The following is a 13,551-nucleotide window of genomic DNA, read 5'->3' on the forward strand; positions in this document are numbered from 1 at the left end:
ACCCTTAACAACGAGGATGGCTGCCATCACAGCTAAAGACCATGACTTTTCCTTGAATAGCCAAGTTTCCGTTCATCATTAAGCCCATAAAACCAGTTTCACGCCCATGGTCATACGCCGATGGTGTTGCAGTAGCCACTTGCTGGTTTGCACTATTGGCAGTTGCTGCATAAGTTGGCTTTTTGAAATATGCATAATCATACATATTTGCGCTCGAACCTTGCGCTGTTGTTGAGCTGGTAAAGTTATCTTGCTCAATTGATAGGGCATTAAAACCAAAGTTACGAATTAAAATGGGCTGTGCTGCACTAAAACTCAGTTGAATAGCAGGCTTAATCATTTCAGTATTGTTTTTATCCAAATACTTTAAATCAGCCCCATCCAAACCCATCTTTTGAATATTTAAAGTACCTTGTACGCCTTTAAATACAAGCCAAAGTTTATTACCACTATTACTATTTTCGGCCCAGCCACTTGGTTTGGTCGCATCTGCTTGTACAAAACGCTTATTAATTGCCAAACCAATATGGCAAAACTCTACGTTCTCACAGACACCACCACTACCATTGTCAAATACACCACTAGCGGTCTGATTTAAATTGAGCATTAAAGATAAATCCGCACCAGCCTGACCATTGATGGCTTGTAATGCTTCATTATCTAAAGTTTGTAGCTCTGCATGAGTGACCGTTGCACAAAGAGCGAGGATTAAAGTACTTATTTTTTTCATATTACGCTCCTCCTCTTATAGGCCTTTAGTTGTTAGTTTTAAGTGCTGAATTAAAACACCATCAATAACAGCAGAACCCATATTATTCGTAATTGCTGAGCTAATTTGCGCTCCAGATAACTTATACGTGTTCAAATCTGCATTTGGCGTGGTCGTGTACCAACGCCCACCCTCATAACGGGCATCTGGCAAAGGCGTACCATTCGGTACTGTGTACTGAGCGCCATTTCCGGCATCAGCTAAGGTATAACCTGTATTATTCACAGTAGGATTATAATAAGCAGTACTCTCTACATTTGCCCAATTCGCACCCTGAGAATCAAATCTTAAACCTGAGCCAGCATTGCCAGTCCAGCCTGTTGCTGTCCGATATTGCCATGTATCATAACAAGTACTTAAATTCAAAAATCCGCAGCTATAGCTACCTGCACGGCGTTCCTGATTTTGCAATTGGTAGAAATTTTTAGTTTGCGTGATCGCCGCCACTGTGCCTGTAGGTAATTTACCGAATGAAATACCGACTGCATCTTGTGTGCTATTTCCTTTAAATGCTTCTAAAGTATTATTGGTTGCATTATAGACAGTTGAACCAATTGAAATGCTACTATGGGTTGCGCTAGAGCCCTGATAAGTTTTACCACCTAATGTTACGTTCGTACCACATTGATAAATATTACAAGTAGAACCTAAATAACTCGTATCTGCTCCACTATAGTCTGTATAGATTTTCTTATAAATTTCAGGTTTATTTGGAATACGAGCGAGTTCTATACTAAAGTTCTTGCCATCCGAGCTTAAAACTAATGGCTGATATAAAGAACCCAATACAAGGTTAATATTCGGATTATAGAGATATAACCCTTCATTTGCATCAAAAGTTGGAGCAGCTCCACCATTAATTGCAGGTGTTACCAAATTGCCTTGTGTAGTCCCTGACTCGCGCGTACTTAAACGTAAAACATTATTCATAGCACTGTCAGTTGGGGCAGTCCATGACCCTGTTGATGTCACAGTCGTGGTCTGACTACGAATACGATATAACCAATCTGAACTTGGGGAGTTATTACTCGGTGCGCCAGTATATTGAGTGCTATAACGATTTACCCATGGCCCTACTGTAGACGTTGGAGTATTCGAAGTAATTGTTGCTCTTAAATTAGAGGCATCACCACTATTTAAACGTACTACTCCAGCAAAGCCTAAAGTATCGTTATAGAAAGGACTCATTCCTCCAGCAGATGTCGCTCCACCTAATGTTTGGAAAAGCTGTAAGCGGCTGCCATTTAAGCTAAAGTTATTCCACACTCCTTGTAAACGAAGACGGTTTGCACGAGTTGCGTCAGTACTCGTGCCAATTAGACCATTTGAATCGCCATAATTAAATTGATCTGTGGCGCCATTTATTTTATTTGGATTACGGACAAAAATATCTGTCCATAAGCCTAATTTCAGCTTATAAGCGTCAATACCTGCAGAATCCTTTGTTCCGACTTCATATAAAGGAGCTTCTAAAGCTAAGTAAGTTACCTGACATGTTGGGTCAGTCGCACCTGTGCAATTATTTGCACTAAAATTCGGCACTGAGTTTTCAGTCGCAACTTTGAAAATCCACGGGTTAACAGCAGTACCCCAACTTGAGATTGCAGCAGCTGCATCGGTAGAAGCAATGCGGGTATTTGTATTATTATCAGATTTAGAAAGTGCTAAGCCATAAAGAAAAATATCTGCTTTACCTACCGCACGGTCACCTGAATCAATTGAACCATTTTTATTGGTATCAGCGGCTGTCATACTTAAAGGGCCAACAGGTACATAATTGATATAGCCCGTATCTTTAGTACGATCAGTTAAAATCTGACTTGAAGTTTCGTTAGCGCCTGCTCCTCGAAATACCATATAAGTATTCTGTGGCAAGATAGCAATACCTTCACCTGTCGTTTCACTCAAGCCCGCATCAGAAAGTTCTTCGAGTGCGAAACTAGGTTGGCTTATACAAAGCCCGATTAAACTTGCCAAAACGGTTTTTTGAAACCTTACCGTATAATTAAGTGTAGTCATCTTGACCTTCCTGTTTTATACGATGCCGTGCACCATATTTATTTTTCTTTAACATTCCTTGATGCCAGGTGAATCTATCCTTTTCACCTTAGACAATGAGGCAAATCTAAAAGATATTGCCAACCTTTCCACATTTCTATTATGCGGAATATTTGCACAAATGCAAAAAAAAGCATGTAAAAATTTACTTTTCCGATGAATGTAAAATAGCCATAGCTACTTTCTTTTAAAGTTAGCAGAACTTTAAGCTGCCATAACAGTTCGGAGCAAAACTCTGATTTTTTAAAACTAAATTACTCAAATTCATAGGAACATACTGACCAGTTAAATCTACAGTACTAACATCAATATTACCTAGCAAACAATTGAAAGCTAAAGTTCCACAGTCAACCGGATTGGCTGTCAAATACTGACTAACCTTGCCTAATGTTGCTTTCACCACATCATCAGTAATTACCACCTGTGATTGTGGTGTTACATCACCAATATCAATCGGATTTGAGAGTTCTAACCACCAACCAGCCTGAGAAACTGACTTCGCTCCTGTCCATTGCAAATTTTGTCCTTGCAAAGAAAGAGAAGCCGCTGTGCCATTCAAATTAACTTTATGGAAGTAACCTAAATCTTCATTGACAGCAACATTTACTCCTAAGTTATTAATTGTTCCACTTAAGTTACCTGCAATCGTGATAATTAAATCAGTATCAGCTGCAATTGTACCTGACAAATTAATACCGCTCACATTAGCAGTACCAGTCAAATTCGCAGTAGTAATACGCTTTCCACTAATGACTTGAGAAGGTAAAAATAAACTGCCAGAAGCACTACTCAAGCCTAAATCATAACTAGTTGAACGGAAATTTGTATTAATAACATCAAGACCCAACAATGTTCCTTTTGCGCGCCCAGTAATTTGTGTACCTAAATTGGCTTGCGTTAATCCTGAACCTGTTGGACGGGCAGCTGTGCTAACCGTACCCCCAGTCGCTTGAGTCACCATATAACCACTAAAAGAGTTAATACCATTTTTTGTAGTTGTATTTTCCGAACCAAAGGTAAGTAGGCCCTGAATAGATTCAGCACTTAATCTCACCCCCGCTACTTCACGAGTCGATGCGCTGTTAGGGTTTTTAATCGCAAACTCAATAAATGGATTGGTTAATTTTGCCGAAGAACTCGCACGGCCATCGTTAGTATCTGAAATGCCGCTTAGACTTAAGTTATCAATATCAATATCACAAGCACCTGCACCGTTAGCCCCACCACAGCCAAGCTGTAACTTTTTAATATTCGCATTCAATTCTAAATCAGCATCTAGGCCTAATTTATAAAAGCCTACATTACTATTACTGTCACGTAGTTTTTCTAAGTTTGCAGAATCGGTAGGCGCAACATATGACATACTCATCAAGGCTTGGCCACGGGTCGCTGATAGTTCAGCATCTGACATAGGAACTAATGTCGAAGCAGCGTAAGCTGAAGAAAAACATAAGCTTCCGAGTGTCAAAAGTGCTACTCGAAGAGACGTAAACTGTCGCATGGCCGACCTCCGTATCCGTGGGGGCATAATCCTGTTTAATTTCTTTTTATTTGGCCTATCTACATTTGATAATGTATTTAACTAAATATTATCAAAGAGAGCCTATATCCATCATATTTGCTTTTAAATTCTGTGATGCAGAACAAAAAAACAAATCAATTATTGATCATTTTATATCATTTTTTACAAAAGGAAACTGTCGATTATCATAATTCCGATAAACGCTTCTCACAAAATTTTATTTATAAAATTGGGCCACCTAAGTGACCCATTATTTTTAAAATCTTTTCATCGAGGAAACATTAAGTTTTAGGAAGTGTAACACCTGTTTGACCTTGGTATTTACCACCACGGTCTTTATAAGAGGTTTCGCACACTTCATCACTTTCAAAGAATAGCATTTGTGCTACGCCTTCCCCAGCATAAATACGTGCAGGTAAATTTGTCGTATTTGAAAATTCTAACGTAACGTGACCTTCCCATTCCGGTTCTAATGGAGTCACATTTACAATAATACCGCAACGAGCATAGGTCGATTTACCTAAGCACACTGTCAATACATTGCGAGGTATACGGAAATATTCAATTGTACGTGCTAGAGCAAATGAGTTTGGCGGAATAATACAAACGTCAGACTCAATATCGATAAAACTTTTGTCATCGAAATTTTTTGGATCGACAATTGCAGAATGTACGTTTGTAAAAACCTTAAATTCACGGGCACAGCGTACATCATAACCATAGCTAGAGACCCCGTAGGAAATCAACTTTTCACCATTTTCATCAAAACGGACTTGATTCTCTGCATAAGGTTCAATCATGCCGTGTTTTTCGCTCATCTCGCGAATCCAACGATCAGACTTAATAGCCATGTATTTTCTATCCAAAAGGTAATTTCATTGATTGCGACGTACTTTAACGTAAAAAACCAATTATGAAAACAACGCTTGAGCTACTCTTCTCGATAAGAATAGCTCAACGGTACATTTAAAGGTTAAGTAAAGCAGAATAACTAATTGGAATTGAAAAGCTGACCAAGACAAGTGAAGCGGTTTTTTGCAAGTTAGTTTGATTTAGCCAACCCACTTTCTTAGAAGCTAAAACCGATCCCAAGAAAATCCATAACAATGCAATGGGTGTAATAAGCGCTAAGTAAGCCATCATATGAATTAAATAAATATGAAAATTACTCCATGCAGCTACCGGAAAAATAGCTGAAGCAAAGAGTAAGGCTTTGGGATTTAATAAAGTTGCACAGAATAATTCACGAGCACGAATCGTAGGCTGATTTAATTCAACTTCTTGATTCGCCGTATGCCATAACTTAATGGCCAAGAAAATAATATAGCAAGCACTCAATAGCTTTAGAATAGGCGGCAGCATTGGCAGTGTGTTAGACACTTTCCCAATCAGCATTCCCCATGCAGAAATAGAGATCACATAGCCCAAAACTTCTGCTGGAATAAGTTTTACTGATTTCCTTAAGCCCACTTGCACGCCTGAAGAAGCGAGTAGTGTATTGGTTGGACCAGGAGTAAGTAAAATTGTGGCTACTAAGCCAATAAAAAGCCATGAAATCATTGAATGACCTCACAATATAGTCATCTCAGATTAATAGATATTCTGTTACAAGGCAAAAAGTAATTGTAAGACAAAATTTTTAAAATTATTTTTATCATCTAAATAAAATTCATAAAAACAAATACTTATAAAATTATCTCAAAAACTAGAGAAGAAAACTTTACGGTCAGTTGTGATGCTTTTCAAATAGATTACGCATTAAGTAACATAAGTATTTTTATTTTAAGTCTATTTTTCCATCAAAAGTCTTTATAATAAAAAATATATAGCAATGGTAAGTTTAAATTTTAAGCTTTTAATAAGTTTCAATTCTTATATTATTTCTGATTTTTTATATAGAGCATCGCGCTCTACTACCCTTAATGATTATGGCAAAGCATTTTTTTCAATCTTGGCTTCCCTCCCCCGAGAAAGTTTCAAATATGAAATTTCTAAGGATTTTTGGTAAAAAGACCCTGAATCCTGTGCTTTGGTACGTCAATCGAAAATCAATTACTCGTGCTGTTTTTGTCGGAACTTTTTTTGGTTTACTGCCTATCCCTTTTCACAGCGTATTTATTGTGATGGCGGTCTTACTATTTGAAGTAAATTTACCCATTAGCTTAATGCTGGCTTGGCTAAGTAACCCGCTTACATTAGTTCCTATTTTATATATTGGTTTTTGGTTCGGTGCCCATATTTTTCATGTGCATATGATTAACAAAGAAATGCTGCTAGGTGTATTGCATCAGATTTCTCGTTGGATTACTCATTTCGGCCATGGTCATATTGATTTTAGTCTTGCGAAAATCTTGATGACTGGACTTGTTGTAGAAGCTTTTGTATTTGCTGTCATTTTATATATATGTACAGAAATTTTCTGGCGCTGGATGGTCGTTAAAAACTGGAAAAGTAGACATCGTCAAAAGAAGCAAGAAGAGGTTTTATAAAAGCTTCACTCTTCTTGCATAGGTTTAAATCATTATTTTGGCAGTTTTGATTTCATATATTCTTCGGCCACATTAAGTACATACTCTTGGCAAGCCTCCCCTGTACCAGGGTCATAAGCTCCATTATTGGTAATATTATTAGATAAGATTCGAATACCTAAAAACGGAACATTAAACTGGCTTGCGATTTGTGCAACTGATGCTGCTTCCATTTCCTCAACAGAAGTGCCATAACGCTGATGGAAAAATTGAATACGATCAAGTTCGTTATTCCAAACATCTGCTGAACCAATCGTTCCTTCAACTACTTCGCCTTTATCATAACGAACTTTATGTGCCGCCATTAACAACTCTTGGTCACCTTCAAATTTGCGTATTGCAATCGGTTCTGGGTCAGATTCATCTGTTGGCAAAACATCGAAAGCCTCAACCCAGGTGAGTGAGTCTGAACCACCACCTACTGGCTGTTTAGGTGTTCTAAATGCACCAATATTGGTTGTATATTTTCCTAAAACAATATCGTAGACATGTAGATCTGGGTCGTGTCCACCTGATGTTCCCTGATTAATGATCGCAATCGGTTTATAACGTTCAATCGCTAAAGCTGTTGCGGCAGCCGAGTTACTCATACCCATGCGGGTTTTAGAAATAATCATTGGATAGCCGTTATAGGTTCCTTTCCAGAAGGTCCACCCACCAACTTTTTCAACAGTCTTATTCTCTAACTTTGAAGCCATTCTTTCCGACTCTACGGGTAAAGCACCCTGAATAATAATTGGCTGTAACTTCTGTTTTTGCTCCTGAACTGTTGGTGTTTGTGAAACGGATGAGTTGTCATCATTACATCCCACTAAAAATAAAGCGCTACATAAACTGATTACGCCCAAACTATACTTAAATTGCATTTTTTAACCTTTCTTTTTAAAAAGTGTAAGGTAGCAATCTACATGCCAATTTCAAGTTCAGCTTTGTTATTAGGATTCAGTAATTTAATTTTTTATTTTAATCAGATGATAAAAAACCCGACTTAAAGCCGGGTTTTAATAAATTAGAAAATACGCTTATCATCACGTGTGCGTTGAGGGATTTTTTCAATCTGCTGCCAGACTGCTTTAGCAATCTCAATATAGCTATCAGCCGCATCATCCATTGCTACAACACTAGGTTTACCCTGATCAGCATGTTCACGTATTTGAGCATTTAAAGGCAAACGACCTAATAATGGAATATGGTATTGCTCGGAAAGTTTATCACCACCACCAATACCAAAAATTTGCTCTTCATGCCCACAGTTCGAACAAATATGGGTCGACATATTTTCGACGACCCCTAATACTGGAATACCAACTTTATTAAATAACTCAATTCCTTTGGTCGCATCTAACAAAGCAACATTTTGTGGTGTAGTCACAATGATTGAACCTGTAACAGGAATACGCTGAGCAAGTGTAAGCTGAATATCACCAGTACCTGGTGGCATATCAATCATAAGTACATCTAAATCTGGCCAAAGCGTTTGATTAAACAATTGCATTAGAGCGCCTGTTGCCTTTGGTCCACGCCATGCAACAGGTGTGTTGTTATCACCAGTTAAATGTCCAATAGAAAGTACAGCCATACCATAAGCATCTAAAGGTACAAAATTTTCACTTTCAATAAGAGGAGTTTTACCAGCGTTACCTAGCATGGTCGGAATACTTGGGCCGTAAATATCAGCATCTAATACCCCCACCTTAAGTCCCATTTTTTGCAAGGCAAGTGCTAAATTGACTGTAGTTGTCGATTTACCAACACCGCCTTTCCCAGATGAAACTAAAATGACATTTTTAATACGAGGGTGAAGTGGAACATCTCTTTGTTGCGGAGCGGCTTTTTGAATCGGTGCATTATTTGGATCTGGTGCTGATTTAGGTGAAGCATCCAGCACAGGAGGTAAATTTGAATTTTCTGGTGTAGGGCGTTTTTGTTGAACCACATGCAAGTTAAGTTCTTCAATACCGCACTTTTCTAATGCACTCGCTAAATCATCATGAATTTGCTGCAAATGCTCTTTTTCATCTGGAAATGTATTAATCGTAAGTTGTAATACACGACCTTGAACTTGAAGCTGACTAATGCGCTCTTTTAGAGCATCTTTTGAATGGGGTAATAAATAATTTTGGAGTACGGTTTGGATTTCATCTTCTTTCACCTCTTGTGCGGGTGAAAAAACGGACTTTAATGAAGAAAGCCAAGACATATTGTTTACTCCAAAAACAGATCATTACAGCTTAATGGAGATAGTGTAACAGTATTGGTCCGCACTCGCTCACCTTGGGATGAATAATTACTCACTTACAATCTCATCTTTTAGGTGAGGAGTGCAGATTTTAGTTTAGATCAGCTTATTCAGCAGAATCATGATTTTTTAATTTATTTAACTTATCAGTTGCTGTTTTCTTTAACTCATCAAATTTTGCTGTTGCTTGAGTTTTTAACTCATCAAATTTTGTAGCAGCTTCTTCCTTTAGTTCCGCAGCTTTAGCTTTGGCATCATCAAGTTTATGGCTTGCCTCAGTACGTAAATGATCAAACTTGTCTTGTAGAGTATGCTGAGCATCCTCAAGTTTGCCTTTTAAATCAGTTGCTTTATCTTCAACAGCCTCTTTACCAGACGCTTGTTTCTCTTTTACATTTTCCTTTAAATCGTCCAAAGCTTTTTCACCTTGTACTTTTGCATCAGCCGCTTTTGCCTTTAATTGGTCTACTTTCTCTTCAACTGCTTCTTTACCAGCAGCTTGCTTCTCTTTTACATTTTCTTTTAAATCGTCCAAAGCTTTTTCACCTTGTACTTTTGCATCAGCCGCTTTTGCCTTTAATTCGTCTAATTTATTTTCAGTAGTCATCGTTGTTATCCTCATAGCTAATTAAAAAATTACCTGAATAAGTTATTAGTTATACATCGTTATGGCTTATTTTCTGACCGTAACTGCAATTTGAAACAAAGACAATACAGGATGATTCAAATATTTTTTGATTTGTTTATCTATTCTAAAGAGAAACTATCAATGACTAAAATTCATTTTCATAGAATCCGCTTACGCCAAGCCCAAGATTATTAATCTTTGCTTATCTCCCTGCATCAGTTAAAATCTTCCACCTTATAAATACGAATGAGAGAATGAAATCCGTGCGTAAAATTTTAGTCACTAATGCCCTCCCTTATGCTAATGGTCCAATTCATATGGGTCATTTACTCGGTTACATCCAGGCAGATATCTGGGTTCGTGCCATGCGAGCAATGGGTCATGATGTGACTTATGTATGTGCGGATGATGCTCACGGTACAGCAATTATGCTACGTGCCGAAGCGAATGGTATTAGCCCAGAAGAACAAATTGCCAATGTTCAAAAAGAACATATCCGTGATTTTGATGGTTTTGGCGTACATTTCGATCATTACGATTCAACGCATAGCGATGCCAACAAAGCACGTTCAACAGATATCTATATTAAGAATCGTGAAGCTGGAAATATTGCAGTTCGTCCTGTAACTCAATTATTTGACCCAGAAAAAGGTATGTTCTTATCCGACCGTTTCATTAAGGGTACATGCCCAAAATGTAAGTCAGAAGATCAATACGGCGACTCATGTGAAGTCTGCGGTACAACTTATAATGCGACCGAGTTACTTAACCCTCGTTCGACTTTAAGTGGTGCAACACCAGTTGAAAAATCATCAGATCACTACTTCTTCAAACTTCCTAACTTCGCTGAATATTTGCAGAAATGGACCCGTGATGAAGGTCGCTTACCAGTTTCGATTGCAAACAAACTTGATGAATGGTTTGAAGCCGGTTTAGCAGACTGGGATATTTCTCGCGATGCCCCTTATTTTGGTTTTGAAATTCCAGATGCGCCAAACAAATATTTCTATGTTTGGGTAGATGCCCCAATCGGTTATATGTCTAGTTTTGAAAACTACATCAAAACTAAACGCCCAGATTTAAACTTTGATGATTTCTGGAAAAAAGATAGCCAAAATGATGTTTATCATTTCATTGGTAAAGACATTGTTTATTTCCATGCTTTATTCTGGCCTGCAATGCTTGAAGGCGCGAACTACCGCACTCCAACTGGCTTATTTGTTAATGGTTTCCTGACTGTAAATGGCCAAAAAATGTCTAAGTCACGTGGTACTTTCATTAAGGCCGAGACTTACTTACAGCATTTAAACCCAGAATATTTACGCTATTACTTTGCTTCTAAGCTTTCAGATAAAGTTGAAGACTCTGACTTGAACCTTGATGATTTTGTTCAAAAAGTAAATTCAGACTTAGTGGGTAAAGTCGTTAACATTGCTAGCCGCTGTGCGAAGTTCATCAATAGCAACTTTAACAATACTTTATCTGCTGACTGTGCAGAATCTGACTTACTACAAAGTTTTATTGATGCAGGTGATTCAATTGCTGCCGCATATGAAGCACGTGAATTTTCTACGGCTATTCGTGAAATTATGGCGCTAGCTGACCGTGCAAACCAATATATTGATGAGAAAAAGCCTTGGGCACTTGCGAAACAAGAAGGTCAAGAACAACAAGTTCTTGATGTATGTTCGGTTGGTATCAACTTATTCCGTCAATTAGCTGTGTACTTGGCGCCTGTTTTACCAACTTTGGCTGCACAAGTTCAAGATTTCTTAAAACTTGACAGCTTTAATTTTGAGTCACGTAAACAAATTCTTGTAAGCCATGAGATTGCGCAGTTCCAACCTCTCATGCAACGTGTTGATCCAAAAGCTGTTGCAGCCATGGTTGATGCTTCTAAAGAGTCTTTGGGTACTCCCGCTCCACAAGCAACAAAAGCCGCAGCAAAAAAAGACAAAGCAGCTGAGAAAAAAGCAGCGCCTACTCCAGCAGTGGGTGAAGCTGAAATTATCGGTATTGAAGACTTCTTAAAAGTTGACTTACGTGTTGCTCAGGTTGTTGAAGCAGGTACAGTTGAAGGTTCAGATAAGTTACTTCAACTTACTTTAGACGTTGGTGAAGCTGAACCACGCAATGTATTTAGTGGTATCCGTAGCCAATATGCACCAGAAGATCTAAAAGGTAAATTGGTCGTGATGGTTGCTAACCTTGCACCACGTAAAATGCGTTTTGGTATTTCAAACGGTATGGTACTTGCTGCCGGAAATGGTGAAGGTATTTTCATTATTTCACCAGATAGCGGTGCGAAACCTGGCGATAAAGTTTCTTAATCTAGGTTCATAAAAAAAGCTCCCTAAATTGGGAGCTTTTTTATATTTAAGAATCTTCAATGCTTTTAAACTAGCCATATCAAATTATGACCATGGCCATCCTTCACAAGGATTTTTAAATAAAACATGAACATTACCTAGCTCTTCATTTGTTAAATAACCATTCTTATTTTCATCTAAATAATTGAATAGCTTCGTTTGCTTGTTTTCACCTTGAAAGCGCTTATCACTCGGCCAGTTATAAGGATAAAAGTCTTCAACCCGTTGAAATTCTTTTAGACTATACATGCCATCATGATTTAGATCATATTTTTCCTGAAAAAGTTTCCAATCTAAAGACGCAGGCTCACATGCACTTACCCCATTTAAAATGAAGTAAGTGATGCAGCCTAGAAATAATTTAATAGTTGGATAGCTCATGATTATTGGTTTGTAAATCAGAAATCTTATAATCTTTTTCATGAACAGGTGTACCCACAATACTCATGGACCGTTCATTTGCCAGTTGCTGCTTGCTCATCGTTCTCATCTCACATCCAGTCGTTAAGATGAGAAAAACTACAGAAATGCTCACCATTAGTTTTTTCATAACGTGATCCTCATTTCTTTTTGTTTTATTTATTAAGTTACCACTTTTTAAATGTTTAAATGCTAAAAAAGATATTTCAATTTGTATATATTTTACACAAAAGAAAGCCTGACTTTCATTGTCCGGCTTTCTATTTTTTAGATATTTGAATTAAACTTTATTTACTTGAAAAAGATCAGTTTTAAACCTAATAGCGTAACAATGCTTCCAGTAACTCGATCAACACCTGTTTTTGCCTTTAAATACATTTTTCGAGGCTTCTCTGAAGATAACAGCATTGCCACACATGAGTACCAGCCAGCATCAATCATAAAACAAATCACTGGCAATGCGACATAGTAATAATTAGGGATTTCTTTTGGCAGTAAAGCTGTAAATACACTTGCTAGCACGACTGCAATTTTTGGATTACTTAACTGGGTAATTAAGCCATATCGATATGCTTGTTTATAAGTCATTTTCGATTTGCCATCGTTTTCCATTGCAATTGGTTCTTTAGCATGTTTAATAATTTTAAAAGCCAGCCAAAGCAAATATAGCCCACCACCAATTTTTAAAATTAGATAAGCAGAAGGTACCGCCAATAAAACTGCTTGTAATCCCATCACTGCTAATAGACCAAAAAGCGCTGCGCCTGTCCCCGTCCCTAAAGCGGTAAACAACCCATGTTTACGTGATTTAGAAATTGAATTTTGTGCAACATAAATAAAGCTTGGCCCAGGACTTATTGCTCCAAGCATCAATGCCATCGCAATTGAAAAAAGAGGAATAAGGGACTCAAACATTGTATTGACCTAGCATCACGCAATTGCGCGGTATTCTAACAGCTTTTTATGACACATATAAAAATGGCGAAGATATAAATGATGAAAATTGAATTTTCATGTT

13 protein-coding genes are annotated in these 13,551 nt (G+C 37.7%); 2 read left to right on the forward strand and 11 right to left on the reverse strand.

What is annotated here, in order from left to right; translation table 11 throughout:
* Positions 1–4: 4 nt before the first annotated feature.
* The 5 genes from HLV59_RS14740 to HLV59_RS14760 all read right to left on the reverse strand — a co-directional run bounded on the left by HLV59_RS14740 (position 5) and on the right by HLV59_RS14760 (position 5,909).
* On the reverse strand, positions 5–730 hold the full coding sequence (locus tag HLV59_RS14740; RefSeq protein WP_171430268.1) for a DUF6160 family protein: 726 nt from the start codon (positions 728–730) through the stop codon (positions 5–7).
* Positions 731–745: 15 nt separating this feature from the next.
* A complete protein-coding gene (locus HLV59_RS14745; RefSeq protein WP_171430269.1) occupies positions 746–2,788 on the reverse strand; it encodes a hypothetical protein in 2,043 nt (680 codons plus the stop codon).
* 232 nt (positions 2,789–3,020) lie between these two features.
* Positions 3,021–4,328: a hypothetical protein gene (locus tag HLV59_RS14750; RefSeq protein ID WP_171430270.1), complete on the reverse strand. Its 1,308-nt coding sequence runs from the start codon at positions 4,326–4,328 to the stop codon at positions 3,021–3,023.
* Between the two features lie 302 nt (positions 4,329–4,630).
* On the reverse strand, positions 4,631–5,200 hold the full coding sequence (dcd, locus tag HLV59_RS14755; protein WP_003653416.1) for a dCTP deaminase: 570 nt from the start codon (positions 5,198–5,200) through the stop codon (positions 4,631–4,633).
* A gap of 115 nt (positions 5,201–5,315) precedes the next feature.
* Complete coding sequence (locus HLV59_RS14760) at positions 5,316–5,909, reverse strand: LysE family translocator (RefSeq protein WP_061874488.1); 594 nt, start codon at positions 5,907–5,909, stop codon at positions 5,316–5,318.
* 362 nt (positions 5,910–6,271) lie between these two features.
* Here HLV59_RS14760 and HLV59_RS14765 point away from each other — a divergent pair, with 362 nt between their 5' ends.
* Complete coding sequence (locus HLV59_RS14765; RefSeq protein ID WP_017401861.1) at positions 6,272–6,838, forward strand: DUF2062 domain-containing protein; 567 nt, start codon at positions 6,272–6,274, stop codon at positions 6,836–6,838.
* 32 nt (positions 6,839–6,870) lie between these two features.
* Here the strand turns inward: HLV59_RS14765 and HLV59_RS14770 are convergent, their stop codons facing one another.
* From HLV59_RS14770 to HLV59_RS14780, 3 genes are all read right to left on the reverse strand, one after another.
* Positions 6,871–7,743, reverse strand: coding sequence for a 5'-methylthioadenosine/S-adenosylhomocysteine nucleosidase (locus tag HLV59_RS14770; RefSeq protein ID WP_062848718.1), 873 nt, complete (start codon positions 7,741–7,743; stop codon positions 6,871–6,873).
* Positions 7,744–7,886: 143 nt separating this feature from the next.
* Complete coding sequence (apbC, locus tag HLV59_RS14775) at positions 7,887–9,077, reverse strand: iron-sulfur cluster carrier protein ApbC (protein ID WP_171430271.1); 1,191 nt, start codon at positions 9,075–9,077, stop codon at positions 7,887–7,889.
* A 145-nt stretch (positions 9,078–9,222) separates the two neighbouring features.
* The gene (locus HLV59_RS14780; RefSeq protein WP_016144465.1) at positions 9,223–9,723 is read right to left on the reverse strand and encodes a hypothetical protein; all 501 of its coding nucleotides are present in this window, start codon (positions 9,721–9,723) and stop codon (positions 9,223–9,225) included.
* Positions 9,724–10,007: 284 nt separating this feature from the next.
* Between HLV59_RS14780 and metG the strand changes: the two genes are divergently transcribed.
* Positions 10,008–12,074: a methionine--tRNA ligase gene (metG, locus tag HLV59_RS14785; RefSeq protein ID WP_171430644.1), complete on the forward strand. Its 2,067-nt coding sequence runs from the start codon at positions 10,008–10,010 to the stop codon at positions 12,072–12,074.
* An 84-nt stretch (positions 12,075–12,158) separates the two neighbouring features.
* Here metG and HLV59_RS14790 read toward each other — a convergent pair whose 3' ends face one another.
* The 3 genes from HLV59_RS14790 to HLV59_RS14800 form a co-directional block, all read right to left on the reverse strand.
* Complete coding sequence (locus HLV59_RS14790) at positions 12,159–12,494, reverse strand: EF-hand domain-containing protein (RefSeq protein WP_057106573.1); 336 nt, start codon at positions 12,492–12,494, stop codon at positions 12,159–12,161.
* Entirely contained in the window at positions 12,475–12,663 is a 189-nt protein-coding gene (locus HLV59_RS18580; protein ID WP_216606730.1) for an NF038215 family lipoprotein, read from the reverse strand. The genes HLV59_RS14790 and HLV59_RS18580 overlap by 20 nt, the downstream gene beginning before the upstream one ends.
* A 161-nt stretch (positions 12,664–12,824) precedes the next feature.
* Positions 12,825–13,448 carry a LysE family translocator gene (locus tag HLV59_RS14800; RefSeq protein WP_031947482.1) on the reverse strand — a complete coding sequence of 208 codons (624 nt, stop codon included), beginning with the start codon at positions 13,446–13,448 and terminating at the stop codon, positions 12,825–12,827.
* Positions 13,449–13,551: the final 103 nt, after the last annotated feature.

Source organism: Acinetobacter lactucae (genome assembly GCF_013122135.1).
GTDB classification, from domain to species: Bacteria; Pseudomonadota; Gammaproteobacteria; order Pseudomonadales; family Moraxellaceae; genus Acinetobacter; species Acinetobacter lactucae.

Coding starts and splice junctions, on each gene's coding strand:
- HLV59_RS14740 (WP_171430268.1), bottom strand. CDS start 730: ATGAAAAAAATAAGTACTTTAATCCTCGCTCTTTGTGCAACGGTCACT.
- HLV59_RS14745 (WP_171430269.1), bottom strand. CDS start 2,788: ATGACTACACTTAATTATACGGTAAGGTTTCAAAAAACCGTTTTGGCA.
- HLV59_RS14750 (WP_171430270.1), bottom strand. CDS start 4,328: ATGCGACAGTTTACGTCTCTTCGAGTAGCACTTTTGACACTCGGAAGC.
- dcd (WP_003653416.1), bottom strand. CDS start 5,200: ATGGCTATTAAGTCTGATCGTTGGATTCGCGAGATGAGCGAAAAACAC.
- HLV59_RS14760 (WP_061874488.1), bottom strand. CDS start 5,909: ATGATTTCATGGCTTTTTATTGGCTTAGTAGCCACAATTTTACTTACT.
- HLV59_RS14765 (WP_017401861.1), top strand. CDS start 6,272: ATGATTATGGCAAAGCATTTTTTTCAATCTTGGCTTCCCTCCCCCGAG.
- HLV59_RS14770 (WP_062848718.1), bottom strand. CDS start 7,743: ATGCAATTTAAGTATAGTTTGGGCGTAATCAGTTTATGTAGCGCTTTA.
- apbC (WP_171430271.1), bottom strand. CDS start 9,077: ATGTCTTGGCTTTCTTCATTAAAGTCCGTTTTTTCACCCGCACAAGAG.
- HLV59_RS14780 (WP_016144465.1), bottom strand. CDS start 9,723: ATGACTACTGAAAATAAATTAGACGAATTAAAGGCAAAAGCGGCTGAT.
- HLV59_RS14790 (WP_057106573.1), bottom strand. CDS start 12,494: ATGAGCTATCCAACTATTAAATTATTTCTAGGCTGCATCACTTACTTC.
- HLV59_RS18580 (WP_216606730.1), bottom strand. CDS start 12,663: ATGAAAAAACTAATGGTGAGCATTTCTGTAGTTTTTCTCATCTTAACG.
- HLV59_RS14800 (WP_031947482.1), bottom strand. CDS start 13,448: ATGTTTGAGTCCCTTATTCCTCTTTTTTCAATTGCGATGGCATTGATG.